This window comes from Polyangium sp. 6x1, assembly GCF_029946515.1.
Taxonomy (GTDB): domain Bacteria; phylum Myxococcota_A; class Polyangia; order Polyangiales; family Polyangiaceae; genus Polyangium.
In genome coordinates this window covers 753,672-779,205 of the sequence record NZ_JARZHH010000001.1, presented here as the reverse complement: position 1 = coordinate 779,205, position 25,534 = coordinate 753,672, and the positions used below count along the sequence as shown (strand labels likewise).

The window sequence follows — 25,534 nt, the reverse complement described above, 5'->3', positions numbered from 1 at the left end:
TCGGCCGAGGCTTAGCCCGGCCGATTCACCCCCTAGAGGCGAGCTCGCTACGCGACCTCGCAGCGCGATCGAGTCGCACTCGCGCTAGCGCCCGACGAACGTCGGCTTCGTCTTCGCGAGGAACGCCTTCATCCCTTCGCGCTGATCCTCCGAACCGAACAGCCCCGCGAATGCTTGCGCCTCGTGCTCGCACGCCGACGCGAGGTCGACCCCCTCGCCGTGCAGCATCACACGCTTCGCCGCGGCCACCGCGAGCGGCCCGCGCGACGCGATCTTCAGCGCGGTGTCCTTCGCCCGGCTCAAAAGCTCCGCCGCCGGATGCACCGCGTTCACGAGCCCGATCGCGAGCGCTTGCTCCGCGGTCACCATGTCGCCCGTGAACACGAGCTCCCGCGCCCGCGCCGCGCCCACGCGCCTGAGCAGCCGCTGCGTCCCGCCGAACCCCGGCATCACGCCGAGCGTCACCTCGGGCAGCCCGAGCTTCGCGCCCTCGGCCGCATAGATGAAGTCGCATGCCAGCGCGAGCTCGGAGCCTCCGCCGAGGGCGAACCCGTTCACCGCGGCGATCACCGGGAACGGCAGCGCCTCGATCCGATGACACAGCCGCTGCCCCGCATCGGCGAACCGCTTCGCGGCCACCGGCGTCATCTCCGCCATCTCCCCGATGTCCGCGCCTGCCACGAACGCCTTGCCCGCGCCCGTGAGGATCGCCGCGCGCACGGCGTCCTCTCCGTCGCCCGCGGCCGCGAGCGCCTCGAACGCCCGCGCGAGCTCCGCAACGAGGTGCGCGTTCAGCGCGTTCAGCTTGGTAGGCCGGTTGATCGTGAGCGTCGCGATCGTGCCGGTCCGCTCCACGAGGACGAGGTCGGTCTCCGTCATGGCGCCGCGTTACCAGGACGCGGCCTCGGTGGGAAGACCGGACGAGCGGCCGACGCGGGTTGCCGTGAGGGCAAAAAAAAGTCGCGCAGCGCACCGGTTGGGGGGGGCGGACCGGCACGCGCGCGACGAGTTGGAGTGTGACACCCGCGCGCTCCTTGTCGAGCGCAAGTGCGCGACTCGTGCACGGAAACGACGATCGACCGGGCCGATCTTCCACGTTCGCGACGTCACGTGACGGTAGGGGTGACTCCTCCATGCGCACTCGTTGTGCTGGGGACTACGTGACGACGGAAGATGGCCAAGCGGGCAGAACCGAGAGGAGCGAGCCTTTGGCAGCGCGATGCGTGGTCCCTCCGCGGGCCGGCCTCCAAACAGCGCTTCGAGGCTCGACCGGAACGCAACCGATCTTGTACCCGCGTGCGTCTCGGGGTGAAACTGCCGGGTATGGTCCTTACCAAGGCCGGTCTGAACCGGCTGCTCGCGGAAGTCCTGCCTCAAGACGCAGACGTCGAAGCGTTCGTCGCACAGAACTTCGGCTCCATCGCCCGGCGCGTCGCGCGCGGCGCGGATCGGGCCGGCAAGATCGCGCTCCTCGTGGACAACGCCGATCTCAAGGTTCTGCTCGACAAGCTCTCCGGCGCGCATCCCGTCGCCGTCGCTCGCAACGAGCACCTGCTCGCCGAGGACAAACGCGTCGCCGGAGCGCCGGTGCCCGACGCAGGACCCTGCGTGGGTCGGGACGCGCTCCTCGCCGAGCTCGCGGCGCACATCCATCGCGACGCGCCCGAGCCCGTGCTCCTCGTCGGCGACGCAGGCCTCGGCAAGACGACGCTCGCGCTCGCGCTCCTCCACGCGGACGCGTCCGTCCGTCGCTTCGGCGGCCGCAGGTACGTCGCGCACCTCGACACGGCAGCCGACACCGAAGCTGCTGTCGTCGAGGTCAGCCGCGCGCTCGGCGTCACGCCCGAGGCGCCGCTCGTCAATCGCATCGCGGAGACGCTGCGCCGCGCGCCGGCCCTCGTCGTCCTCGACGATCTCGACGTGCCCCTCGGCAAGGATCCCGCGAACGTGCGCGACCTCCTCCAGAGGCTCACGGCCATCCCCGGCGTCGCCGTCATCGCCACGTCGCGCTCGAGCGCGGCGCGGCCCGACGGCTTCCACGTCGCCGCCGTCAAACCTTTCGACGAGGCCTCCGCGCGGCAAGCGTTCCTCGCGATCGCCGGCGACGCACGCCGCTCCGATCCGGGCCTCTCGTTCGCGCTCACCGAGGCCGCGGGCAACCCCCTCGCGCTCGCGTTGCTTGCGCGCGCGGCCGGTGATGGTCCGCTCGACCTCGCGGTCCGCGCCTGGCACCAGAAGCAGAACGAGCTCCTCATGCGCGAGGACGGCCCCGAGTCGGCGAGCGCCATCGAGATCGCCGTCGCGCTCGCGCTTGCGAGCGGCCGCCTCTCGGACGAAGCGCGCCGCCTCGCGCCGCTCTTCGCCGCGCTGCCGAATGGCGTCCGCGCCGAGGACCTCGCGACCTTCGCGTCCTCGGGCACCGCCGACGCGGGCGCCGCGCTCGTGGCCCTCGGCCTCGCGCAGGATGCATCGAAGCGTTACCGCTTGCGCCGCGCCGCGCGTGAGATCGTCGGCTCGCAGCGCCCCGGCGCCGAGGAGTCGGCGAAGGCCACGCAGCGGTACACCGGCCTCGCGCTCTCGAACGGCCCGAACGTCGGATGGCCTGCTGGCGACGAGAGCGCGGCGCGCCTCGCTTTGGACAGCGACAACATCGAGGCGATGATCTTGCGCGGCTTCGACGGCCCGCATCGCATCGCGTGCATCGACGCCTCCGTCGCGCTCGCCACGTTCATCGGCTCCTCGGGCCACTGCACGCCGCGCGTCGTCGAGCGCGCGCGCGACGCGGCTCGCGAGGGCGGCGACAAGCTCGGCGAGGCCGACTGCACGCAGGCGCTCGGCGACATCGCGCTCGCGCGTGGTGAGGTCGACGAGGCGCGCGCGCGCTACCTCGACGCGCTCCCGCTCTTCCACCAGGCGCGCGCGGGCCTCAGCATCGCGTCGTGCCTCATGCGCCTCGGCGACATCGCGAGCGAGCGCGACGAGTACGACGAGGCGAAGCTTCGCTACACGGACGCCGCGCCGTACTACCGGCACATCGGCGACAAGCTCGGCGAGGCCAACTGCCTGCGCAACCTCGCCGAGATCGCGGCCCTGCGCGACGACTACGAGGAGTCGCGCGCTCGGTACAAGGAAGCGCTGCCGATCTACAACGAGCTCGGCGACAAGGCTTCGAGCGCGGCCTGCATGAAGGGCATCGCGGACATCGCCTTCCAGGGCACGCAGTACGACGAGGCGCGCGCGCTCTACCAGGAGGTCGGCCCGCTCCTCGAAGAGCTCGGCGATCGCCTCTCGATGGCGCAGTGCCTGCAGAACCTCGGCGACATCGCGTTCGCGCTCGGCGAGCACGCCGTGGCCGAGGGGCACTACCAGAAGGCGCTGCCCATCCTGAAGGAGCTCGGCGACAAACTCGCCGAGGGCACGTGCCTGTCGACCCTCGGCGACGTCGCGCTCGCGTGCACGGAGATCGAGGACGCGCACGCTTACTACCTCGCGGCGCTCCCGCTCCTCCGCGAGGTCGGCGAGAAGATGGGCGAGGCGAACTGCATCCAGAGCCTCGGCGACATCGCGCTCACGCAGTTCGAGCACGACGCGGCCCGGTCGCATTACGAGACCGCCCTCGGCCTCTTCTCGACGCTGGCGGACGATTACTCGATCGGCTGGACGCATTACCGCCTGGCCCAGGTCGCCGCGGACCCGGACATCTTCAAGAAGCACCTCTTCGCGTCGCGCGACGCCTGGCTGCGCATCGGTCGTCAGGACCTCATCGACGACGTCAACACTGAGTTCCCCGGCATTCTTTAGTCCCGAGGCGAGGTCGCTATGCGGCCTCGCAGAGCAGCTTCGCTGCTCGAATTCCCGAAAAAACGGATGGCGTGTCCTTCGCGCCCGGTATAGTGCCGGGCGCACGGAGGACCGATCAGCCATGGACGTCGTCGTTACTGGGGCCACGGGGCACGTGGGCGCGAACCTCACGCGCGCACTCGTCGAGCGCGGCCATCGCGTGCGGGTGCTTTATCGACACGGGCCGAGCGCGCTCGACGGCGTCGATTGCGAGCGAACCTCCGGCGACGTCCGCGACCCTGACGCCGTCGATCGCGTCATCCGCGGCGCCGAGCTCGTCTATCACTGCGCCGCCAAGATATCGCTCGAGTCGGTCGACCCCGAAGTCGAGACCATCAACGTCGACGGCGTCCGCAACATCACGAACGCGTGCCTGCGCCACGGCGTCCGAAGGCTCGTGCATTTCAGCTCGATCCACGCCTTCTCCACCGAACCTGCGACCGAGGTCCTCGACGAGACGCGCCCGCTCATCACCGACCCTCGCCAGCCCCCGTATGACCGCTCCAAGGCCGCGGGCCACCGCGTCGTCCTCTCGGCCGTCGAGAAAGGCCTCGACGCTGTCGTCTTGCATCCCGCGGCCGTCCTCGGCCCGCACGATTACATGCCCTCGCGCATGGGCCGTGTCCTTCTATCGCTCGCCCGCGGCCGCATGCCTGGGCTCGTGGAGGGCGGCTTCTCCTGGGTCGACGTCCGTGACATCGTGGCAGCGGCCCTCGCGGCCGATACCCGCGGCCGCCGTGGTGAAAACTACCTCCTCTCGGGCCATTGGCTCACCTTTGCCGAGCTCGCGACGGTCGCAGGCGAGGTCACGGGCCGCCGCCCGCCGCGCCTCACGACGCCCATGTGGCTCGCGCGCGCCGTCGCCCCTGCTGCGGGGGGCATTGCGAAGCTCCTCCGCACCGACCCGCTCTTCAACAGCGTCTCCTTGCACGCGCTCCGCATTCACCGCTACACGAGCCATAAAAAGGCCGAGACCGAGCTCGGTTTCACGCCTCGCCCCACGAAGGAGACCCTCGAGGCGACCTATGCATGGTTCCGCGAGACCGGCATGCTTCCCCGCTGAACCATGGCCGAGCTCGCGTTTTACCAATACCTCCTCTGGGGCTTCCTCGCCGTCGCGGCCCTGACCTTCGCGGCCCTCTTCTTCATCACCGCGCCGTACGGCCGCCACGAGACGAAATCGTGGGGCCCCACGATCCACAATCGCCTCGGCTGGCTCTTCATGGAGTCGCCGTCGGTTCTCGTCTTTTTCGCCTGCTATTACCTCGGCGGCTGCCCCACGGATCCGGCTTCGCTCGCGTTCCTCTTCCTCTGGCAGCTCCATTACGTCCACCGCGCCTACATCTTCCCGTTCCGCCTGAAGAGCGGCCCCAAGCGAATGCCGATCGCCATTGCCGCGCTCGGGTTCACGTTCACCTCGACCAACGCCTACCTCAATGGCCGCTATCTCTTCGGCTTCGCGGGCCCCGATCGATATGCCTCGGCCTGGCTCTCGGATCCCCGCTTCTTCCTCGGCGCGGCCATCTTCCTCGCGGGATTCGCGATCAACCAGCAGGCGGACTGGATCCTCCTCCACCTGCGCAAGCCTGGCGAGACCGGCTACAAGATCCCCCGCGGCGGCTTCTACCGGTGGGTGAGCTGCCCCAATTATTTCGGCGAGATCATCGAATGGATCGGCTTTGCGATCTGCACCTGGTCGCTGCCGGGCCTCGCGTTCGCGCTCTGGACGATCGCGAACCTCTTGCCGCGCGCGCGCTCCCACCACCGCTGGTACCGCGAAAAATTCCCGGACTACCCGCCCGAGCGCAAGGCCCTCGTCCCGGGCTTATTCTGACCCGTACAGCCTCTTCGCATTCCCCCCGACGAGCGCCACGAGCGCATCTTCCCGCAAATCGAGCGCCGCGAGCCGCTTGATCTCCCGGTCCCACGCGTACGGCACGTTCGGGAAATCCGACCCGTAAAGCACCCGCTCCGGCCGGCAATGAAGGAGCCGCACGGGCGGCGGCCCCGTGAAGTATTCGGCCATCGTCATCGTCGTGTCGAGCCAGAGATTGTCGTACCGTTCGAGCAGCCGCTCGTACGCGTCGAACTCGTCGGCCCCGAGGTGCGGCACGCAGAGCTTCAAACCCGGATACTCCGCGAGCACCCGCTCCACCCGCTCGGCCGAGCAGAGCACGTACGGATCGCACTTGTAGGCCGGGCTCTTCGGCTCCCGCCCCGCGTGCACCACGAGCGGCTTGTTTGCCCGGACGCACGCCTCGTACACGTCGTGCAGCGACTCCTCGTCCGGCGAAAAACATTGCACGTGGCAATGCAGCTTCACGCCCCGGAGCCCCATCCCGAACGCCTCCGCGAGGATCTCCTTCGCGCCCGGCTCCCCGGGCAGCACCGTCGCGAGCCCCAGGATGCGCGGCTCCTCCCGGCAGAGACCTGCCACGAAATCGTTCAGCGCCCGCGCCATCCCCGGCTTGTGCGCGTAATGCAGCGCCACGATTCTCGAAACCCCGCGCGAAAGCAGGAATTGCACCACCTCCTGCGCCCGGAGCTTGTACCGGATCGGCCATCCATACTGATCGAACCACCGCCAGAGCGCCTCGAACACCGGCTCGGGGAACAGGTGCACGTGCGCGTCGATCACCTCGGGCAACGACGACGACAATCGTTCACCTTCCTCGTCGTTCGCAGCGGGCAGCGGGGCCCGATCGGCTGAAAGCCACCCACCGAAGGCTTCTTTGGGCGGCGCGTGATCGGCGAGGCAGGGCAGGGGACAGTCGTGCATGACGGCGCGAGCTTGCCTCAACACGCGCCCGGGCGACAGGGCCTGCGAAACCTCCGGCCCCCTCCGACGACCAGAAGAGCGAGCGTGAAGACCGCTCCCCATCGCCCCGCGTCGCTCGCCCCCGCCCGGCAACTCCCGCACGCGCCGCCCGGCGGCAGCGCCTCCCTCGGCTTCTCGATCGGCTCCGCTCGCCTCGCTGTCGTTTTCGGCGCCGTCTCGACGGCCTTCGGCTGCGCGCACCCCTCGCCGAAGGTCACGACCTCGCTTTCGAGCCGCACGTTCGTCCCCGGGAGCACGGCCACCATCTGCACGGTGTGGACAAGCGAATCGCCCTCGAAGGGAAACCCCGCGGAGATGTCGCCTTTGCCATAACAAACCTCGAACAGCAGATCCAGCCCCGGCCCCATCCAGCTCGATCGAGGCACGTGGACATCGCAATCGTCGTGGCGGAACGACCAGACCGCTCCGTCCACCAACGTCGCGAACCAGAGCGCGCTCGCCCAGTCCGGCGAGGGCAAATCGACGCTCACCGTCCGCGTCTCCGCGTCGAGCTCGACCGAGCAGGCGGCCGGGTGTGACAGCGAAAGCTGCATGCGGACGGGGTCGCTCACCCGCAGCGGCAGCCGGGTCCCCGCGCGGAGCGGCTCTTTGTCCACGAACACGTGGATCACCGCGCCTGGTCCCTCGAAGCGATAGGTCGCGCCGGGACGCATCCCCCCGCGCGGCGCTACCAAGAGCTCGTCAGCATAACGGTAGCCGGGCGTATCGCGCACCGAGAGGACCACCGGCTCGACCACGAACGGAACGGCCTCGTATCGGGATCCATTCACGATTTGCACGCGGAAATCGCCCGCGGAGGGCAATGGCGTGCGGGAGGCCAGCTGCATCTCCGGATCACAGAACGGCGGCTCGCATTCGAAGATCGTCCGGCGGTACGACGAGAAGAACGTGACACCGCGCGCATTCGAGGGCAGGTGCGCGCCGTCTCCCGGCAGGAACCTCTCGACGGGCGGGGGCCGGCAGAAGCAGGCCCGGGAGACCCCCGGGGCGAGGCTCCACGCGAGCGCGAGCATCGCGCCGATCCACCAGGAACGTCGAGACGGGGCCACCGACGGGATGCTACCCGCGTTTTTCGCCGCCGTGAAGCGCCGATCGGGCCACCGTCGAGGCGCGCCGCTTGGGCTTCCTCTCATCTCTCTATCGTCTGGGCAAACCTCCCCGACGTCGTGCATCACGACTCCGCATGCCTCGAACGCCCGCCGCGCGACAGACCCTCTCCGCGCCGTGGTACCCTCCTCTCGATGTCGCCTTCTTTCCCGCACGACAAGATTCGCGAGGACGAGGACCGCTCCTTCACGTTCGCCCTCCTCGCCTGCCTCGCTGATCCCGAAACGCCTGAGGACGAGCGCGACGAGATCGCCCATACGCTCCAGATCCTCGACGATCCTCGGGCTGAGCCGCGGCTCCTCGTGTTGCTCCAGGACCACGCGGCGTCTCCGCGCGTACGGGACGTCGCGAGCTCGGTTCTCCGGGCGTGCGGAGCAGAGAATCGATTCGAGCTCCCGGCAATGCTGCGTGACGGCGACCTCATCGTGCAGCGGTATGCCGTCCTCGGCATGGATCACCGTCATGCCGACCTCGTCGAGTCCATGGCGCGTGATCCCGGCCATCCCCTCCACCGCGATGCCATCCGGGCCATGATGTGGGCATTCCAGGAGCCGCGCTTCCAGGCCCTCAAGATCGCGGCCCTCTCGCATCCGGATCCGAGCGTGCGTGAAACCGCGGCAGACGTGCTCCTCTGGGACGAACCCGTCGCCGCCGAGGAGCCTTTGCTCGCGGCGCTCGACGACGCCGAAGAGCGCGTCGCCGTCGCCGCGGCCGATACCCTCCAGTATTATCCGACCCGCCGCACCCTCGCGCGCCTCGCCGAGCTCTCGTCACGCGAGGGAAAACTCGGCGACCAGGCAAAATATAGCCTCGACGCGTTACGTTCTCAATTCGCCTCGGCCCTCCAGTCCGCCGAGGGCGCCGAGCGCGAGGCGCTCCTCGCCTGGATGCGGCCGGTCTGGTCGATCCTGGCATTCGACGATGACGAGATACGCTACGAGCCACCGGAATCGTTCGTCCGAACGAACCCTGTCCATGATGTCGTCACCGCGGGCGAGCTCTTGATATCTCTTTCCGACCCCAGCGGCCTCTGGGCCCAAAAGAAACGCCGCCTGCAACGGGCCGACCCGGCCGCGTTTTCCCCTTCGGACATCGAACGCCTCGTCCCGTTTCTCACGAAGCACCCCGATCCCGAGGTACGCTGCGGCGGCGCGCGCCTCTTTGGGGCGTGGCATCGCCACGACGCGCTCATCGCCCTGCTCGCCGACCTGCGCTTCTTCGTATCGAAGAGTTCAATGTATTACCTGGGCAAAACGACGCCGAGCCCCCACGTCGCCGCCTGCGCGCTTCGCCACCTCCTGGATCCGGGCGTCACGAGCACCCACGCCTACGAAACCCTCGACACCTACGTCGCCCACGCGCCCGCCGAGGAGGCCATCCCTCGCCTCGTCGCGTTCGCGATGGACGAGCGTGAGGCGATCCGCAAGGACGCCATCGACAACCTCACGAAGCTCGACGCCGCTCGCGAGCTGGAAACGCTCCTCTCGCTCCTCGAAGCGCCGCCCCTCGTGACGTGGTCCGTCCACATCGCCCTGCTCGAAGCGTGCCGAAAGCTCGACCTCACTCCACGCGGGCTCGACGCGCTTCGGCGCATGGACAACCTCGACCTTCAGCAAGCCATCGCGCGAATCGAACCGCATTCATCTTGACCGCGCCCTCGCGCGGCCACACGATCTGGCCACCGTCGAGGCGCGCCGCTTGGACTTCCTCCCATCTCTCTTCGTCTGGGCGAACCTCCCCTACGCCATCGTATTCACGGTCGCGATCCTCTTCGCGCTCCTGCAAATGACCGGCGTCCTCGGCCTGCTCGTCGGGGGCTCCGATCACGACGCGGACGCCGATCACGATCACGACGTCGACGCGGACGCCGATCACGACGTCGACGCGGACGGCGACCACGACCACGATCACGACGCCGACCACGACAACGACGCGAGCCTCGGCGGCAAGATCCTCGTCGATCTCGGCGCCGGCCGCGTCCCGTTTTCGGTCCTCTGGCAGACCTTCGCCGTCACCTTCGGCATCACCGGACTCGCCCTCAACACCCTCTATTTCGGCCGCGCCGGCGCCCTCGCGCCCTCGACCCTCGCGCTCAGCCTGCCGGCCTCCCTCCTCGTCGCGTACCTCGTCACGCGCACCGCCTCGCGCCTCCTCGGCAAGGTCGTCGCGCCGGCGGGCGAGGAGGCCACGAGCCGCAGGAACCTCGTGGGCTGCGCGGGTGTCGTCATCTCGACCCGCGTCACCAGCGAATTCGGCGAGATTCGTGCCAAGGACCGCGCGGGGCATTTCGTGCACGTCATCTGCCGCATTCGCGAGGGCGAGCCTGCCATCGGCGCCGGCCGCGAGGTTGTCATCGTCGATTACGACAGCAAGGACGGTCGCATCTTCGTCGCGCCCCTCGACGACGACGACGCCCCCCGTGCGCCCGCGCTCCGCATCGCGGGCGACACGCGGGCCGAGACCGAAGCGGAGGCCGAAGCGGAGGCCTCGGAAATGAAAGACGAATCTCACGTACGCCGCGCGCCCTGAGCGGGCGAGCGCGTTCTCCCTTGCCACGGCCCCCTGCGAGGCGGTCTCATCGACCGTCGTCCTCGCGGTTGGTGCTTTCTCCATCGGAGCATTCGAGCCATGCCTCAGCTCTTCCAGAAACCCGAGTTTCAGTTATTCGCCCTCGGAACGGTCGGCTTCCTGGTCCTCCTGGTCGCCTTCTTCGTCACCCTGGCGAAGTTCTATCGGCGCTGCGGCGCGGACGAGGCCCTCGTTCGCACCGGCGCCGGCGGCAACAAGGTCGTGATCGGCGGCGGTATCACCGTCTATCCGATCCTTCACCAGCTCCTGCGCGTCTCGCTCCACTCGATCAAGCTCTCCGTCGAGCGCTCGGGCAAAAACGCCCTCGTCACGAAGGACAAGATCAAGGCCAACGTCACGACGGAGCTCTACATCAAGGTCGAGCCCATCGCCGAGGACGTCCTCGCCGCCGCGCGCTCGTTCGGCGAGCGAAACTTCGACGAGCAGGCGATCGGCGATCTCATCGAGGGCAAACTCACCGACGCCCTCCGCTCCGTCTCGGCGAACCAGACCTTCATGGAGCTGCACGGCCAGCGCAAGCAGTTCGCCGAGCACATCCAGAGCACGCTCTCCGACGAGCTCAAGAAGAACGGCCTCACGCTGGAGAACGTCTCGATCACCGCGCTCGCGATGGTCCCCGTGAAGGAGCTCGACCCGCAGGACGTCTTCGACGCCGAGGGCTTGCGCGCCATCACCGACAGCGTCCAGTCGAACGCCGAGCAGACCACGAAGATCCAGCGCGAAAAAGAGCTCGCCATCCAGCTCACGAACGCCGAGGCGAAGAAACGCGCCCTCACGATCGAGCAGGATCAAAAGCAAGCCGAGGCCGACCAGGCCCGCCGCGTCTCCGAATACGCCGCCACGCAGAAGGCCGAGACCGCGAAGGCCGTCTACGTCCAGGAGCAGGCCCAGGAGCTCGCCGCGCTCGAAAAACGCAAGGCGACCGAGACCGCGCGCATCCAGCAAGAGCAAGCGATCGCCGTCGCCGAGGCCGCGCGCCAGCGAGGCCAGCGCGAGGCGCAGATCGCCGCCGAGAAGGCGCAGCAGGCCGCCGAGATCGCCAAGCAGCGCGAGATCGAGGCCTCGATGATCGAGAAGGAGAAGGTCGTCCAGGCCGCCGAGGTCGATCGGCAAAAGGCCCTCGAGACCGCCTCGATCGACAAGCAAAAGGCCGTCGAGAGCGCCGAGATCGTCAAGCAGCAGGCCGTCGAGACCGCGCGCATCGCGAAGCAAATCGCCGTCACGCAGAGCGAGGAGCAAGCCGCGCGCGCCGCCGCCTTGAAGGCCCAGGCCGAGGCCGAGCAACAGCAAGCGATGCAGGGCATCATCACGGTCGAGGAGACCGCGAAGGCGAACCGCGAAAAGGCGATCGCCGTCATCAAGAGCGAAGAGGACGCGCAGCGCTCGCGCATCGCCGCCGAGCGCGAGGCCTTCAAGCTCAAGCTCGAAGCCGAGACGCAGGCCGCCACGCTCAAGGCCCACGCCGAAGGCGAAGCCGCGGCCAAACGCGCCGCCGCCGAGGGCGAGATCGCCCGCGCGCAGGGCCTCGCGCAGTCGCGCGAGCTCGACGCGCAGGCGAACGCGAACGTCATGCGCAAGGGCGCCGAGGCCGACGCCGACCGCGTCCGCATCTCCGCCGAGGCCAAGGCCCAGGCCGCCTCGCAGGAAGCACAGGCCTTGATCGCCCTCGCCGAGGCCACGCGCAAGAGGGGCGAAGCCGAGGCCGAGGCCAAGCGCAGGCTCGTCGAGGCCGAGAACGCCGTCGCCACGAAGTTCCTCCTCCGCGACGTCGCCGTGAAGGCGCTCGACGTCCTGCCCGCCGTCACGCGCGAGCTCATGACCCCGGCCCGCGCCATCAGCGAGATCAAGGTCCTCCAGCTCCAGGGCACGGGCGGGTCTGCCGCGGCAAACGGCGAGGGCGCCCCGAGCGCGCCCTTTGGCAACGTCGCCTCGCCCGTCCTCAAGACCATCCTCGAAGCGGGCGCCGCGTACCCGCTCCTCCGCGAGATGCTCGCCTTCTCGCAGGTCGACGAGCGGGGCCTCGCGGACAAGGCCCGCTCCTTCCTCGCCACGCTCCCGTCCGAGCTCCGCGCCGTGATCGACAAGGACCCGGAGCTCGCGAAGAAGCTCGACGACCTCGGCGTCGGCCGCGCCGTGCCCTCGGGCGCCGGCATCCAGGTCCACGAGATCGACCCTCCCACGATCCCGCCTGCGCCCCCGCTCCCTGGCGAGTGACCGATGAACACGCCTCGCAGAGACCCCGATGAAGCTGCGCTCTCTGCGCTCGCGCAGATCGCGCGTGGCCTCGTCTCGACCCCGGGCGCGCAGGGCGGCGCGCTCGGGTATGGCACCTGGAAGCAAGGTTTTCGCGAGCTCGTCCAGCGGGATCCGCTGGACACGCTCCTCGTCTCCGTGCTTGGCGGGGCCTACCTCTTTTGGCTCGCCGAGAAGGACAAGAACCCGCGGTGCCGCACGTTCTGGGACGCCGTGGTGTTCGTCTCGACCTGCCTTTCCGTGGGCTACGACAACAAGTTCGCGGAGACCGAATCGGGCAAGGCCCTCGCCGCGTTCCTCATGACATTTGGCCCGAGCGTCGCGGCGAACGCGTTTGCCCCGCCTGCTGCAGCGCAACAAGCGTCCGCCCGACCGGCTTCCAATGGGGCGGATGCGCAGGTTGCCGCGGTTACGGCGGAGTCGATCGTCCTGCAAAAAGCCATTCTCGCACGGCTGGACGCGATCCTCGCCGAGCTCCAGGGCGTGAGGCCGGTGCCCGAGCGGAACGTGCGGGGCTGACAGAAATTTCGTTTCGGCTATGATGTGCGGCCTCTCCCGGACCGCGGGCCCTCGCCTGGCCGCCCGCTCCGGTTTACCGAGGAGGACCGCCATGACGTTACCCGTAGCGCACGGATCCGGAAGGCATGCCATCGTCATTGGTGGTGGCATCGCCGGCCTCTCCGCCGCGCGTGTGCTCACCGAGCATTTCGACCGCGTCACCGTGCTCGAGCGCGACAAACCGCAGGAAGGCGCCGAACACCGGGCGGGGGTCCCTCAGGCCCGGCACGTCCATATCCTGCTCGCGGGCGGCGAGCAGGCGCTCGAGGCGCTCTTCCCGGGCCTCCGCGAGGAGCTTACCGCGGCCGGTGCGCCGTGGGGCGACTATGCGGGTACGTCGCTCGTGAATTTCCCCATCTTTCGCCTGCCGAGCTCGACGAGCGGCGTCGAGGTGAGCTTCGCGAGCCGTCCGTTCCGGGAGCACACGATGCGGAGTCGGCTCGTGCGTGGCGGCCGGGTCGAGTTCCGCAATGGCATTCAGGTGAAGGGCCTCGTCGGCGAGGGCCATGGCGTCTCGGGCGTCAGGTTTCGCGACAGCCGCGGGGAGGACGTTTTGCGGGCCGACTTCGTGGTCGCGGCGTGCGGCCGCGAGGGTCGGGTGGACACGTGGCTCACGGAGCTCGGGTATCCGGCGCCGCGTGAGGAAATGGTCGACGCGGCGCTGACGTATTCGACGCGCTGGTATCGCGGACCTCGCAGCCTCTCGCGGTACAACCTCGTGGTCGACCTCCCGAGCCCTCCGGACCTGCCGCGGGGCGGAGGCTACATGTCGTGCGAGGATGACAAGTGGTTCGTCACGCTGATGGGCATCGCGGGCGAACGCACGCCGCTCGACGAAGAGGGATTCAACGCCTGGATCCGCGCCCTGCGATTCCCCGAGGTCTGGGATCTCGTGCAGAAAGCGGAGCCGGCCTCGCCGATTTACGGCTCGGCGAAGGGGGAAAATCGGCACCGCCATTTCGAGGAAATGAAGCGCTTCCCGGACCGCTTCGTGGCGCTCGGCGACGCGGTCGCCTCGTTCAACCCGATGTACGGCCAGGGCATGACGATGGCGGTGCTCGGCGCGCTCGAGCTCGGCGAAAGCCTCGTGGAGCAACGCGAGCGCATCGGCGGCCCGAGCCTCGTGGGTTTGTCGCGCCGATTCCAGCGACGCCTCGCGCGACGCCTGCAAGAGGTATGGGGAATGGCGCTCGCCGAGGATTTCCGCTGGGCGGCGACGCGCGGCGAGCGCCCCGGGGCGGTGAGCCGCGTCGTGGGGAAGTACATGGACAGGCTCATGAATACCGTTCCGAACGACGAGCTCGTGTTCCAGCGGTTCGTCCGGGTGCAGCACATGCTCGACCCGGTCTCGTCGCTGCTCGCGCCGGACGTGGCGGGCCGGGTGATCGAGCGGGCCACGCGTGGCGCCGTGAGCGCGTGGCGGGGGCAGCTTTCGCGATAGGGGTCTCTCGTCCCCCCGCCGCCTGTCAGCCTCTCCGCACCAAAAACCCCGCCACGAAATACCCATCCGTCCCCTGCACGTGGGGCAGGAGCCGGAAGCTCGTCGCCCCCTCGCTCAGGATCTCCCGCGGAAGCTCGGCCTCGATCGGCAGTCTTTCAAGCCGAACCCCCGTCCCCGACGGCTCCCCCGCGAGCCGCTCGACCACCTCCTCGGCCTCCTCCCGCAGCACGCTGCACACCGCGAAGACCAGCCGACCCCCGTCTTTCACCCGCGTCGCCGCGCTCCGCACGATCGCAGTTTGCAGCTCCGACAAACGTTTCACGTCCTCGGCCGTCCGCCGCAGCGCGATCTCCGGCCGCCTCCGTAGCGTCCCCACGCCCGAGCACGGCGCGTCCACGAGCACCCGGTCGTATGCGCGCGGCACCTCCTCGAACGCCCCCGTCTGCGCCGCCCAGTCGACCGCGTACGTCGCCCGCGCCGCTCGCCCTGCCGGGCCCTCCTTCAAGCGTTCGAGCTTCGCCGCATAGAGGTCCGCCGCGTCCACCGCGCCCTCGGGCCCCACCTCGTCCGCGAGCAGCCACGTCTTGTTTCCTCGCCCCGCGCAGGCGTCGAGCACCCGCTCGCCCCGCCGTGCCCCGAGCGCGAGCGCCACCACCTGCGCCCCTTCCTCCTGCACGATCCACGCGGTCCCCGCGCCCGGCAATCGACGCACGTCCCCGGCGCCGCGCACGAGGATCGCCCGCGGCGAGGCGTGCCCCTCCTCGAATGTGCCTCCCGGACAAACCTCACGCAATCGCGTGATCCACGCCGCCCGATCCTCCGAGAGCGCGAGCGACAAACCCAGCGGCGGCGGCACCGGGCCTGCCGCAAGATAAGCCTCCGCCGCGCTCCGCCCGAGCGAACGGCGCAGCGATCCGCGCAGCCACCCCGGCGCTGACGCGCTCGCCGCCTCCAGCAGCGACGGCCGCCCCTTCGCCTCGACCTCCGACGCGAGCTTCCGCAAAATCGCATTCGCGAACGACCCCGTCCGCACGTCCCCCTCGGAGCGGATCGCCCCCACCGCCTCGTTCACCGCGGCGAACGCCGGCACGCGATCGAGAAAGCAGATCGCATACGCCGCCATGAGCACGTGCGCCCGCGCGATCGGCGACGGCAGGTCGAGCTTGTTCTTCGGCGTCAATGCCGAGAGCCTCGTGACGAGCGCGGCTTCCGTCCGCAAAACCCCGTACACGAGCTCGGTCGCGAGCCCCGCGTCGCGCGGATCCATTCCGGAATGCCGCCCGAGCTCGGCGTCGAGCGCCGCGGCCGCGAACGCCTCCGTGCCCCACACCCGCGCGAGCACGCGGGCCGCGATGATCCTTGCGTCGCTAATCAACGAGCTCCCTCAACTGCCCTTGAATCACGTCCCACCGCCGCTCCACGTCATTCTTGAACGCCACCCCCATCAATGCAAAGAGCACGAGCAGGCCCACGAGGCTCGCGATCTCCCGCACCCGGAGCGGCAGAGGCCGCCTCGATACGGCCTCGAACAGGAAAAACAGCAGATGACCGCCGTCGAGCACCGGGATCGGCAAGAGGTTCACGAGCCCGAGGTTGATGGAAATCACGGCCATCGCCCACACGAAGTACGAGACGCCCTTCGAGCCCTCCTCGCCGACCACGTCGTAGACCGTGATCGGCCCGCCCAGCGTCGAGATGCTCACCTTGCCCTCGACGATCCGCACGATCCCGACCACGATGAACCGGATCACGTCGTACGTCTCGTCGAGCGCGCTCCGCAGCGCGAACGGCAAGAGCGACGCGTGCTCCACGTACGCCTCCGGCACCACCGGCGACCAGTTCGACGCCCGCACGAAATACCGCGGCCGATGCTGCCCGTATTCGTCGATCCAGTCCTCGCGCCGCAAAAGAATCGTCCCGCTCTTCTTCACCCCGCCCCGGAGCCACGTCACCACGTGCGGCCGATCCGGCGCCACGAGCAGCCGTTCGAGGAACGTCGCCCAGGCCGTCACCGCCGTCTGGTCCACCTCCACGATTCGATCCCCGGGCCGCATGTCGGCGCTCCATTCCGCCGAACCCTCCGCCACGTCGAATACGTAAAGGTCCGCGGATTCGATCCCCGTCCGCTCCTCCAGATCGCCGTGCCCGTTCGCCTCCGGCGTCAACGCGGCCACGCCCGACTCGTACACGGCCATGTCCGCGAGCCCGCCGAACGCGCGCGGCACCTTCACCGGCCGCAAATACGTCACGGGCACCGTCTCGCCGTGGTTCTCCGACAGCGCCGTTTCGAGGTCCGCGAACGTCTTCACCGGCCGCCCGCGCACCTCCGTCACGAGGTCGAACGTCCGGAGCCCCGCGCGGTAGGCCGGCGAATCGGGCCGCGAGATCCCCACGACGGCCGCGGGCCGGCTCGGCTTGATGCCGATTTCGCCGACCTTCTCGACGATGTCGAGCGGCTTCCGGACGACCTTCTCCTCCGGCACCACCACGACCTCGACGTGCTCGTTGTTGCGGAACACGCGGAGCCGCAGCTCTTTGCCGGGGCTCTCTCCGATGATCCGCGCGAGCTCGGCGAACGTCGAGATACGCTCCCCGTCCACTTCGAGCACCCGATCGCCGGGCGAGAGTTTTCCCTCCGCCGGATGTCCGGGCAAAACGAAGCCGACCGTGGGGGGCGAGAATCGCGTCTCCCCCACGTAAACGGAGAAATACAGGAGGACCGGGAACAAGATGTTCATCGCCGGGCCTGCGATGACGATGATCACCCGTTTCCAGAGCGCCTGCGCCTCGAACGTACGCTTGCGATCCTCGGGCAGCACCGGCTCCTGCCGGTTCTCCTCGAGCATCTTCACGAAGCCGCCGAGGGGCAGGAGCCCCACGCAATACTCCGTCTCTCGTCCTCGAAACCGGAGCACCTTCGGCCCGAAACCGATCGAGAACGTGAGCACCTTCACGCCGAAGATCTTCGCCCACACGAAGTGGCCGAGCTCGTGCACGAAGATCAGCACGGAGCAGAGAAGCGCGAAGTAGAGCAGATCCACGGCTCGGGTATCTCTACGCGAGATCCTGCCGAGGCGCCAAGGACAAAACCGCGCCCAGGACGCTCTTTTCGCTCACAGCGGGACCCCATTTGCCCGGCCGGCACCGCCGTGCAATCGTTGGCCCCTGCAATCGACCGGGGGGAACCGTCTTGCGCCTGCTCATCGTTTCGTACGCTTTTCCGCCCGTCGGCGGCGTCGCCGTCCAGCGCGTCACCAAGCTCGCCAAGTACCTGCCTTCGTGCGGCGTCGAGACCACCGTGCTCACGGCGGAAAACCCGTCCGTCCCCATCCGGGACGAAAGCTTGCTCCGCGACGTCCCGGCCGAAGTGAACGTCGTTCGCGTCCGGACCCTCGAACCGAGCTACGAGAAAAAGGCCGCCGTCTGGCGCGGCGCCGCCTCGAAGGGCCGCTTCGCCGGGGCGCGCCGCGCTCTTGCGCGCATCGCCTCCGCCGCGCTCGTCCCGGACCCGCAGATCCTCTGGTTGCCCGCGGCCGCGGCCGCGATTCGCCGCCTCTCGGCGAACGTCGACGCCGTCCTCGTCAGCGGCCCACCCTTTTCGCCTTTCTTGCTCGGCCCGCTCGCGCGCGTCCCGTTCCTCCTCGATTATCGCGACGAATGGCGCACCGCGGCCACCTACGAAATGCACGGCGGGCCGCTCCTCGCGCGCGCCATCGACACGATCGAGCCCGCCCTCGTCCGGCGCGCCGCGCGAATCCTCACGGCCACCGAGGACTTCCGGCAGAACCTGCTCGCGCGTTATCGCGACCTCGACGAGCGCCGCGTGATCACCTTGACGAACGGCTATGATCCGGACGATTTCGCGCACATCGTCGCGGCGCCCCCGCCGCCGTATGCGCCCGGCCGCAAGCTCGTCGCGACCTATGCCGGAACGACCTTCTGGCACACCTCACCGCGTGGCCTCTTCGCCGGCCTCCGCCTCCTCGCGGAACGCGCGCCTCGGCTCGCGAACCTCTTCGACATTCGATTCGTCGGCCGCGTCGTCGACACCGAGCGCGCCGTCTTCGAGGAAAACCCCCTCCCGATGGTCCGCCACCTCGGCTTTCGCCCGCACGACGAGGCGCTCTCGCTCCTCGCCGAGAGCCACCTCGCGCTCGTCGTCGTCGACGACATCCCTGGCAATGCGGCCATTTATCCGGGCAAGATCTTCGACATCATGGCGGTGGGAAGGCCTTGCCTCGCGCTCGCGCCCAAGGGCGCACTCTCGCGCCTCGTCGAGCATCACCGCCTCGGCGTCGTCGTTCACCCGCGCGAGCCCGCCGCCATTGCCGAGGCGCTCGAACGCATCGCGCGCTCGTTCCAGCGCGGCGAGCCGCTCCTTCCTGGCCGGCCCGAGGGCCTAGAACCCTTCCACCGCCGCGCGATCGCTGGCCGCCTCGCCGAGATCGTCCGCGAGATCGCCGATTCGCGGCGACGAACGAGCACGCCATCGGCCGCCTAACGCGCGGCGGAGGCGATCCTTTCGAGCACCGCGCCGAGCTCCTCCGGGTGGCTGATCATGGGGAACAGCCCGGCGGGCAGCTCGTGGAACACGAAGCCGTCCGCGCGCGCTTTTTCCACGAAATGGGCGAGCGGATCGGCCTTCAGGAAGGCGATGAGCGCCTCACGCGCGGTCCCGAGGACGTAGGCGCGGGGCATCCGCGGCTCTCCGCGCGTGAGTACGATCGGTTCTTCGAGGCATTTCATCGGATGCGGCGAGAGCCTCGGCCCGACCCACGCCTGGTCCGCGGGGTCGTGAATGCCCATCGCCTCGAAGGGAAACGGCGGCAAGAGCCGGGGCCCCTCGTTGCCCGTCATCTCGCCGAGCTTGTGCGACGTCCCGCCGAGTCCGCCCATTGCATTGCGCCCGTTCGTCGGCACGTGCCCGTTGACGTACACGAGTTGCGTGATCCGCTCCGGCACGCGATCCGCGACGCCAGTGATGACCATGCCGCCGTAGCTCTGCCCCACGAGGATCACGTCGCGAAGATCCTCGTACACGAGCACGTTCGTGATGTCGTCGATGTGCGTCGACAGCCCCACGTCGGGACCGAGCAGGTGCGCGCGTTCCCCGATGCCCGTCAGCGTCGGCGTGAAGACCCTGTGCCCCGCGCGTTCGAGCCACGAAGCGACGCGCCGAAAACCCCATCCGCCGAGGAAAGGGCCATGCACCAGGACGAACGTCGCCTTCGTGGTCCCCGTCATTTCGCGACGCTCGCCTTGGGCTTCTCGCACAAACTCGCCCGTTTTTCCAGACAAGGCAGATCGTTCGCGCGCCCGTCCTGCGGCAGCCACTCGGCGCAATCCTCGTCGCCGAGGTTGTTCGGCTCTCCGCCTCGCCACGGCGGCGCGCCGAGCGCCTCCCCCGAGGCCCACCGGAAATCGTTTTCTTGCGCCACGTCCGTGAGGCCGATCCACATCGAACCGACGTCGATCTTCGCGCCGATCGCGGCGAACAACGCGTCGTTCTCCTCCGCCGATTCGATGATGGCCAGGTCCGCGCCCGATTGCACGCACCGCGCCTGCGCATTCTGCCACGTCGCGGCGTCCTGCAAGCAATACTCGCGTTTTCCGACGACGATCCGCCTGGCCCCATCGCACTTGAACGCGCTTTTCGCCCCGGCGGGCGACCGGCTCTCGCAGAGCGCCATGCGCGGGACGAAGCAATCGACGTCGTTCCACCGCCCGCTCCCGACGAGCCACGAGCCGCAGTTCTCCCCGGCGCCGTCGTTGTTCGGCTCCCCGTCGTTCCATGCGAAGAACCGCGCGGGCTTCGCGTCAGGGCCGAGCCATCGCCCCTCCGTCGGCTCGACGAGGCCGATCCACACGTTCTCGCCGGTCACGGGCGACACGATCGCCGCGCGGATCGCTTGCGCCTCGGCCTCGGACGTGATCGAGGCGAGGTGCCCGCCGTGCTCCTCGCAATGCCGCTCGGCGTCCTGCCACGCGCGCGGCTCCGTGAACACGCAATACGTGCCCGTCGCGGCCACGATTTCCTTGCCCTTGCCGCACGAAAAAGGAGGAAGCGGCAGCGGCGCTCCGTTCGCCACTTCGAGCGGCGGTTTTCCCGGCGCGGAAGCAGAAGCGGAAGCCGACGGGGCCGCGGACGCGGACGCCGACGCAAAGGCTCGTGGTATCAGCGCCTCGTCGGGGTTCGATACGACCGTCGGGCCTGGACCACAGCCGGCGAGGGCCAGAAGGACGAGCAAAACGAACGAACCAGACCTCCGCATGGTCCGGATCGCATCAGCCCCCGGGCCTGCCTGTCAAGGCATTCACGCGCCCTCGGCGCGCGCGAATCGCTTCGTACCCACGAGCACCAGGATCCCGAGCACCAGCGTCGCCCCCGCGAACATGAACTCCGGCCTCTCCGCGCCCGCGAGCAGCGCCACCGATCCGACGGCGCCCACGACAGGAATGATCGTCCCGCCCGGCACCCGAAACCCCTTCGATGCGCCGTCCTTCTTCCGCAGCACGGGCACCGCGAGGCACGTGAACAGATACTGGATCACGATCGTGATGTTCGACATCCCCACGAGGCGCCGATAATCGAAGAAAAATGCGAGCGCCGCCGTGATGCCCGTCGTCCAGAAGATCGCCACGTGCGGCGTCCCCCAGCGCCCGTGAATCCGCGCGAGCGCCGCGGGCATGAGCCCGTGCGCTGCGATCGCCTGCGCATACCGCGGCGACCCGAGCGCGCTGCCCGCCGTGAATCCGCCGACGGAGAGCAGGCTGCCGATCACCACGATCGCGCCGATCGTCGGCCCGATGAACCGCGCCGCGTCCACGAGCGGCTGCCCCGACTCCTCGCCGATGCGCGGGTACGTCGCGACCAGCACCGCCTGCACCACGATGAAGAGCAGCGCCGAGATCGACAGCGCGCCGAGCGTCCCGACCGGCACGTTGCGCTCGGGGTTTTGCGTCTCGCCCGCCGCGATCGGCGCGACCTCGAACCCTTGCAGCGGGAAAAGCGCGAGATACACCCCTTGCCCCACGCCGAGCGCGCCGAGCGGCAGTTTTCCCCCGAGCCGCGACGGATCGAAGAGCGACACCGCCACGACGAGGAAACACAGGATCGCGCCGATCTTGCCGAGCGTCATCGCGTTCACGACCCACGCGCCTGGTTTCACGCCGAAATAATTCACCGCCCCGAGCGCCACCACGACCGCCGCGGCGACGGCCGACCCCACGAACGGCGCGCGGATCCCCACGAGCTCCACGAAAAGGCTCGCGTTCGCCGCCCAGCTCACGAACGTGTTCGCCCAGCAAAACCAGCCGACGAGAAAGCCGGCCCGGTCGCCGAACGCATTGCGCGCATAGAGGTATGTCCCGCCCGTATCGGCGTGCCTGCCCGAGAGCTCGGCGAAGCAGAGCGCGACCGGCATGAGCAGCAACGCGCAGAGCGCGAAGGAGAGCGGGGAAAACCCGCCCATCACGCGGTGCATGTCGTCGGGCAGCGCGAACACGCCCGATCCCACCGTGGCGTTGACCCCGATGCAGAGCACGTCGAACAACGTGAGCCTGCGCCGCAGCGAGGGCGCCTGGGCCTGGCCCGAGGCGTCGAGGGAGGAGACGCTCATGATGCGGACCCCGTGGCAGGAGGAAGACGACCGAAGCGGGCCGCCAGTCTAGGACGCCTGCGCCGCGCGAGGCAACCCCCTCGATCGCGGTTCGACTTGACGTTCCCGGTAAAACCCTTCATCGTCCGGCAAAGGAGGAATCTGGCATGACCCAGCGAGCCGACTGGTATTATCACCGCAAGGGGTGAACCTCGTGCACCCGAGCGCGGGAGTTTCTCGCGCAAGAAAATGTGTCGATCGCGGAAATGGCAGACGCGGGCAAGCTGAAGCTCGCCGAGGAGGGCGCGCTCGCGCTCGCCCGGCAGGCCGAGCGTGTCGTCGCGGTGAAAGGAAAGAAGCGCGTCACGCTGGACCTGCGCGCGCGTCCGCCCGACGCGGACGTGCTCGGGGCCATGCTCGGGCCGACCGGCGGCCTGCGGGCCCCGACGATGCGGGTAGGACAAACGCTCGTGGTGGGGTTCGATCCCGAGGTTTACGCCGAGGTCCTCGAGCTCGGGAAGGGGTGAGCGGGCCGGCTCAATCGGCCAGGTTGCCCATACCCATGCCCGTGAGCAGGGCCTTTTGCACGTCGGCGTGCGCCTTGTTCAGCCCCTCGGCCGCCTGCCCCTGCATCGGGTCGACGACCACGCGCGCGGGGCGGGTGCCCGCGGGCGACTCGACGAGCGCGAGGACCGCGTCCGCCACGAGCTGCGGGCTCGGCACGTGGTCGCCCGTGAGCATCTGCTCGAACGTCTTGTTCATCATCTCCACGGCGTTCGCGAACGGCCCGTAGCCCTGGGCGCGTTCCTGATCCCCACCCACGGCGATCTTCTGCCCGAAGTCGGTGGGGAACGCGCCGGGCTGCACGATCGTGAGCTCGACGCCCGTCGGTTTGAGCTCATAACGATACGCTTCGCTCAGCGCTTCGAGCGCGAACTTGCTCGACCCGTAGGCCCCGAGCACCGGGAAGACCAGGCGCCCGAGGGCGCTCGAGACCTGCAGCACGAGGCCCTTGCCCCGCGCGCGCATCGAGGGCAACGCGGCGCGGAGCACGCGGTGCGGGCCGACCACGTTCACGTCGTATTGCCGGAGCAGCTCCTCGCTCGTCAGCGTCTCTTCGAGGCCGAGCGACCCGTATCCGGCGTTGTTCACGACGACGTCGAGGTGCCCGGCCTTTTCGAGCGCCGCGGCCACGGCCTTGTTCACCGACGCATCGTCGGTCGCCGCCATCTCGAGGACGTGCACGCGGCCGCCTTCGGCCTTCGTGAGCTCCTCGGCGGCCGCCGCATTGCGGCCTGCGATGTCGCGCATCGTCGCGAAGACCGTGTGACCCTTCTTCGCGAGCGTGTGCGTGATGAGGCGGCCGAAGCCGCTGTTCGTACCGGTGACGAAGATGTTCTGGCTCATCGGGTTTTCCTCCCTCGGGAAAGGGGCTAGCTAATCAGGACTCCGCGCCGAGGAGAAGGGGCAAAAATCGAGCCTCAATCGCCGTTGGGCTGACCCATGCGGAGCGGGCCGCCGCGCGCGGTGGACCAGAGCAGGCAATTCTCGGCCGATCCCGGCACCGTGAACACGTCGAGCCCGTGCTCGAAGGTTTGCACGAAGATCTCGACCTGCCCGTCGCCGTCGAGGTCCCCGATCGCGGGCGCCGCGGGCGCGCCGTTGCCATTTCCATTTTGCTCGCCCGTGTTGTGCAGCGGCACGTCGTGCAAGAGCGTCCCGTCCGCGCCGAGGATCACGAGATACCCCGAGTCGAGCACGTTCGGATCCCCGTACGTGGCGAAAACGAGCTCGGGTGAGCCGTCCTGGTTCAGGTCCGCGACGGTCACCTCGGTCGCGAACATGATCGACTTTCCGTGCGTGTAATTGAAGCGCCAGATCTGCTTCGCGTCCGCGCCGAACGCATAGACGAACCCGTCGTTGAACGGCGCCACGATCTCGGGTTTGTCGTCGCCCTGGATGTTCACGGTCGTCGCGGCGGGCACGCCGCCCGGCGGATAATATCCTTCCACCTGGATGGGTTTTTCCCCGCGCGGCAAGGTCTCCCAGCCGGGCTTTCGCATCGCCGAGCGGCTCCCGTCGCCGTGCGCGCCTTCGAGCACCATGACCGCGTACGCCTGCGTCTCGTACGGCTCGTTTTTCTCGACGTTCGGCAACCCGAGCACCTCGTTCTTCCCGTCGCCGTCGAGGTCGACCACGTTCGGCGGCGACGCGGTCCACTGCAGCCATTCGGCGAACGACGGGTGCGGCCACTCGCCCGTGTGCAGGTTGTAATGGTCCGCCTCGATCTTCGGATCCGCCCAGCGGATGAACTGGCCCCAGGTCAGGCGCTCGCCCTCGAATTCGTTCGCGCGGTTCGTGAAGAACGGCGCGGCGTCGATCGCCACGCCGTCGTGGTTGAAGGCCTGGATGTGGTGGTTGTCGTAGGTCGCGAGCACCTCGAGATCCGGGTCGTCGTCGATGTTCCCGACCGCCACGTTGAGCCCGTAGCAGCCGTACCCGGCGTGCCCCATGCCATTGCGATCCGCGTCGTTCCCGGCGCCCGTCAGGTTGTTGTAGCGAGGCCACGCCGGAAACCCGAGGCCCGCGGGCTGGTGCAGCGAGCCGTCGGCGCGGAACACGAACACCTGCGCCCCGCCCTCCTCGGTGCTCGCCGTTTGCGTCGTGGTCACGACGATCTCCAGCGCGCCGTCGCCGTCGAGGTCTCCCGCGGCCATGCCGCGCACCTCGGGCGCGTTGTCCGCGGTCGTCGTGCTCGCGGGGAAACCCGCCTTCGGCACGAGCGCCTTGTCCTTGTATTCGTACGCCCAGACCTCGTGATCGCTGCCGTACACGATGTCCACGAGCCCGTCGCCTTCGAGATCGGCGACGACGTGCGGGGCATACACGCGCCCCTCGCCGCCCTCGGCTTTCGCGAGCACGTTGCCCTCCGCGTCGTGGACGAAGACCGAATAATAAGCCGCGATGAGCTCGCGTTTTCCGTCGCCGTCGAGGTCCCGCACGATGGGCGAGGCGAACCAGCTCGTCTCGCCGGAGAGCGTCATCTTGTATTCGGGCGCCATCACTTCGCCCTTGCTCTCGCCCTTCTCGCACGTCGTGTTGCGCGTTCCGCCGGTCGTGGAGCCCCCGCTTCGGCCCCCGGGGCCGCCCTCGCCGTCGCCGCAGGAGGCGGCCGTGAGGGAGAGGCCCGAGGCGAGGAGCAAGAAGAGGAGGGGTTTGCCCCGCCGGGACATCGAGCGATGGAATGAGCGCAGGTCGGTCATGTCGTCCTCGTCGCGCAAAAGAAAGGAGCCGCGTCCGCCCCCAGCG

The 25,534-nt window shown here is 68.9% G+C and carries 19 protein-coding genes and 1 pseudogene; 10 read left to right on the top strand and 10 right to left on the bottom strand.

The annotated features are described in order from the left end of the window. Positions 1 to 84: 84 nt before the first annotated feature. Positions 85 to 879 carry an enoyl-CoA hydratase-related protein gene (locus tag QHF85_RS03145; protein WP_281325522.1) on the bottom strand — a complete coding sequence of 265 codons (795 nt, stop codon included), beginning with the start codon at positions 877 to 879 and terminating at the stop codon, positions 85 to 87. A 444-nt stretch (positions 880 to 1,323) separates the two neighbouring features. On the opposite strand from QHF85_RS03145, the gene QHF85_RS03140 reads away from it, so the two are divergent. The 3 genes from QHF85_RS03140 (at position 1,324) to QHF85_RS03130 (ending at position 5,674) form a co-directional block, all read left to right on the top strand. Continuing rightward, the gene (locus QHF85_RS03140; RefSeq protein WP_281325521.1) at positions 1,324 to 3,801 is read left to right on the top strand and encodes a tetratricopeptide repeat protein; all 2,478 of its coding nucleotides are present in this window, start codon (positions 1,324 to 1,326) and stop codon (positions 3,799 to 3,801) included. A gap of 121 nt (positions 3,802 to 3,922) precedes the next feature. Continuing rightward, on the top strand, positions 3,923 to 4,903 hold the full coding sequence (locus tag QHF85_RS03135) for an SDR family oxidoreductase (RefSeq protein ID WP_281325520.1): 981 nt from the start codon (positions 3,923 to 3,925) through the stop codon (positions 4,901 to 4,903). A gap of 3 nt (positions 4,904 to 4,906) precedes the next feature. Beyond that, on the top strand, positions 4,907 to 5,674 hold the full coding sequence (locus QHF85_RS03130; RefSeq protein ID WP_281325519.1) for a DUF1295 domain-containing protein: 768 nt from the start codon (positions 4,907 to 4,909) through the stop codon (positions 5,672 to 5,674). Here the strand turns inward: QHF85_RS03130 and QHF85_RS03125 are convergent. Together QHF85_RS03125 and QHF85_RS03120 are read right to left on the bottom strand one after the other, a co-directional pair. Next, on the bottom strand, positions 5,666 to 6,619 hold the full coding sequence (locus QHF85_RS03125; RefSeq protein WP_281325518.1) for an amidohydrolase family protein: 954 nt from the start codon (positions 6,617 to 6,619) through the stop codon (positions 5,666 to 5,668). The two genes, QHF85_RS03130 and QHF85_RS03125, sit on opposite strands and share 9 nt — an antisense overlap. A gap of 17 nt (positions 6,620 to 6,636) precedes the next feature. Next, on the bottom strand, positions 6,637 to 7,728 hold the full coding sequence (locus QHF85_RS03120; RefSeq protein WP_281325517.1) for a hypothetical protein: 1,092 nt from the start codon (positions 7,726 to 7,728) through the stop codon (positions 6,637 to 6,639). A gap of 192 nt (positions 7,729 to 7,920) precedes the next feature. Between QHF85_RS03120 and QHF85_RS03115 the strand changes: the two genes are divergently transcribed. The 5 genes from QHF85_RS03115 to QHF85_RS03095 all read left to right on the top strand — a co-directional run bounded on the left by QHF85_RS03115 (position 7,921) and on the right by QHF85_RS03095 (position 14,627). Further along, a complete protein-coding gene (locus tag QHF85_RS03115) occupies positions 7,921 to 9,435 on the top strand; it encodes a hypothetical protein (RefSeq protein ID WP_281325516.1) in 1,515 nt (504 codons plus the stop codon). 49 nt (positions 9,436 to 9,484) lie between these two features. Beyond that, positions 9,485 to 10,315 carry an OB-fold-containig protein gene (locus QHF85_RS03110; RefSeq protein WP_281325515.1) on the top strand — a complete coding sequence of 277 codons (831 nt, stop codon included), beginning with the start codon at positions 9,485 to 9,487 and terminating at the stop codon, positions 10,313 to 10,315. Positions 10,316 to 10,414: 99 nt separating this feature from the next. After that, positions 10,415 to 12,589 carry a flotillin domain-containing protein gene (locus QHF85_RS03105; RefSeq protein WP_281325514.1) on the top strand — a complete coding sequence of 725 codons (2,175 nt, stop codon included), beginning with the start codon at positions 10,415 to 10,417 and terminating at the stop codon, positions 12,587 to 12,589. Between the two features lie 3 nt (positions 12,590 to 12,592). After that, positions 12,593 to 13,147, top strand: coding sequence for an ion channel (locus QHF85_RS03100; RefSeq protein ID WP_281325513.1), 555 nt, complete (start codon positions 12,593 to 12,595; stop codon positions 13,145 to 13,147). Positions 13,148 to 13,238: 91 nt separating this feature from the next. Next, a complete protein-coding gene (locus QHF85_RS03095) occupies positions 13,239 to 14,627 on the top strand; it encodes an FAD-dependent oxidoreductase (RefSeq protein ID WP_281325512.1) in 1,389 nt (462 codons plus the stop codon). A 25-nt stretch (positions 14,628 to 14,652) separates the two neighbouring features. Here the strand turns inward: QHF85_RS03095 and QHF85_RS03090 are convergent, their stop codons facing one another. Continuing rightward, entirely contained in the window at positions 14,653 to 16,002 is a 1,350-nt protein-coding gene (locus tag QHF85_RS03090) for a transcription antitermination factor NusB (protein WP_281325511.1), read from the bottom strand. Beyond that, complete coding sequence (gene rseP, locus QHF85_RS03085; protein WP_281325510.1) at positions 15,995 to 17,668, bottom strand: RIP metalloprotease RseP; 1,674 nt, start codon at positions 17,666 to 17,668, stop codon at positions 15,995 to 15,997. Before rseP ends, QHF85_RS03090 begins: the two co-directional genes overlap by 8 nt. A 149-nt stretch (positions 17,669 to 17,817) precedes the next feature. Here rseP and QHF85_RS03080 point away from each other — a divergent pair, with 149 nt between their 5' ends. After that, the gene (locus tag QHF85_RS03080) at positions 17,818 to 19,128 is read left to right on the top strand and encodes a glycosyltransferase family 4 protein (RefSeq protein ID WP_281325509.1); all 1,311 of its coding nucleotides are present in this window, start codon (positions 17,818 to 17,820) and stop codon (positions 19,126 to 19,128) included. Here QHF85_RS03080 and QHF85_RS03075 read toward each other — a convergent pair. The 3 genes from QHF85_RS03075 to QHF85_RS03065 are packed head-to-tail and all read right to left on the bottom strand — an operon-like array spanning position 19,125 to position 22,246. Then, positions 19,125 to 19,871 carry an alpha/beta hydrolase gene (locus tag QHF85_RS03075; protein ID WP_281325508.1) on the bottom strand — a complete coding sequence of 249 codons (747 nt, stop codon included), beginning with the start codon at positions 19,869 to 19,871 and terminating at the stop codon, positions 19,125 to 19,127. The genes QHF85_RS03080 and QHF85_RS03075 overlap by 4 nt on opposite strands. Beyond that, positions 19,868 to 20,899 (bottom strand): C-type lectin domain-containing protein, encoded by a 1,032-nt coding sequence (locus QHF85_RS03070; RefSeq protein ID WP_281325507.1) that lies wholly within the window; start codon positions 20,897 to 20,899, stop codon positions 19,868 to 19,870. Before QHF85_RS03070 ends, QHF85_RS03075 begins: the two co-directional genes overlap by 4 nt. 42 nt (positions 20,900 to 20,941) lie before the next feature. After that, positions 20,942 to 22,246 (bottom strand): APC family permease, encoded by a 1,305-nt coding sequence (locus QHF85_RS03065; protein WP_281325506.1) that lies wholly within the window; start codon positions 22,244 to 22,246, stop codon positions 20,942 to 20,944. Between the two features lie 200 nt (positions 22,247 to 22,446). On the opposite strand from QHF85_RS03065, the pseudogene QHF85_RS03060 reads away from it, so the two are divergent. Next, positions 22,447 to 22,752 (top strand): annotated as a pseudogene (locus QHF85_RS03060) (ArsC family (seleno)protein); the annotation flags it as partial. A 10-nt stretch (positions 22,753 to 22,762) separates the two neighbouring features. Here the strand turns inward: QHF85_RS03060 and QHF85_RS03055 are convergent. Next, complete coding sequence (locus QHF85_RS03055) at positions 22,763 to 23,632, bottom strand: SDR family oxidoreductase (RefSeq protein ID WP_281325505.1); 870 nt, start codon at positions 23,630 to 23,632, stop codon at positions 22,763 to 22,765. Positions 23,633 to 23,706: 74 nt separating this feature from the next. Next, positions 23,707 to 25,488, bottom strand: coding sequence for a VCBS repeat-containing protein (locus tag QHF85_RS03050; RefSeq protein WP_281325504.1), 1,782 nt, complete (start codon positions 25,486 to 25,488; stop codon positions 23,707 to 23,709). Positions 25,489 to 25,534 lie beyond the last annotated feature (46 nt).

Excerpts from the sequence above, each read along its gene's own strand:
- QHF85_RS03065 (WP_281325506.1), bottom strand. The coding sequence starts at position 22,246 with ATGAGCGTCTCCTCCCTCGACGCCTCGGGCCAGGCCCAGGCGCCCTCG.
- QHF85_RS03105 (WP_281325514.1), top strand. The coding sequence starts at position 10,415 with ATGCCTCAGCTCTTCCAGAAACCCGAGTTTCAGTTATTCGCCCTCGGA.
- QHF85_RS03050 (WP_281325504.1), bottom strand. The coding sequence starts at position 25,488 with ATGACCGACCTGCGCTCATTCCATCGCTCGATGTCCCGGCGGGGCAAA.
- QHF85_RS03135 (WP_281325520.1), top strand. The coding sequence starts at position 3,923 with ATGGACGTCGTCGTTACTGGGGCCACGGGGCACGTGGGCGCGAACCTC.
- QHF85_RS03125 (WP_281325518.1), bottom strand. The coding sequence starts at position 6,619 with ATGCACGACTGTCCCCTGCCCTGCCTCGCCGATCACGCGCCGCCCAAA.
- QHF85_RS03115 (WP_281325516.1), top strand. The coding sequence starts at position 7,921 with ATGTCGCCTTCTTTCCCGCACGACAAGATTCGCGAGGACGAGGACCGC.
- QHF85_RS03100 (WP_281325513.1), top strand. The coding sequence starts at position 12,593 with ATGAACACGCCTCGCAGAGACCCCGATGAAGCTGCGCTCTCTGCGCTC.
- QHF85_RS03055 (WP_281325505.1), bottom strand. The coding sequence starts at position 23,632 with ATGAGCCAGAACATCTTCGTCACCGGTACGAACAGCGGCTTCGGCCGC.
- QHF85_RS03130 (WP_281325519.1), top strand. The coding sequence starts at position 4,907 with ATGGCCGAGCTCGCGTTTTACCAATACCTCCTCTGGGGCTTCCTCGCC.
- QHF85_RS03140 (WP_281325521.1), top strand. The coding sequence starts at position 1,324 with ATGGTCCTTACCAAGGCCGGTCTGAACCGGCTGCTCGCGGAAGTCCTG.
- QHF85_RS03070 (WP_281325507.1), bottom strand. The coding sequence starts at position 20,899 with ATGCGGAGGTCTGGTTCGTTCGTTTTGCTCGTCCTTCTGGCCCTCGCC.
- QHF85_RS03145 (WP_281325522.1), bottom strand. The coding sequence starts at position 879 with ATGACGGAGACCGACCTCGTCCTCGTGGAGCGGACCGGCACGATCGCG.
- QHF85_RS03075 (WP_281325508.1), bottom strand. The coding sequence starts at position 19,871 with ATGACGGGGACCACGAAGGCGACGTTCGTCCTGGTGCATGGCCCTTTC.
- QHF85_RS03095 (WP_281325512.1), top strand. The coding sequence starts at position 13,239 with ATGACGTTACCCGTAGCGCACGGATCCGGAAGGCATGCCATCGTCATT.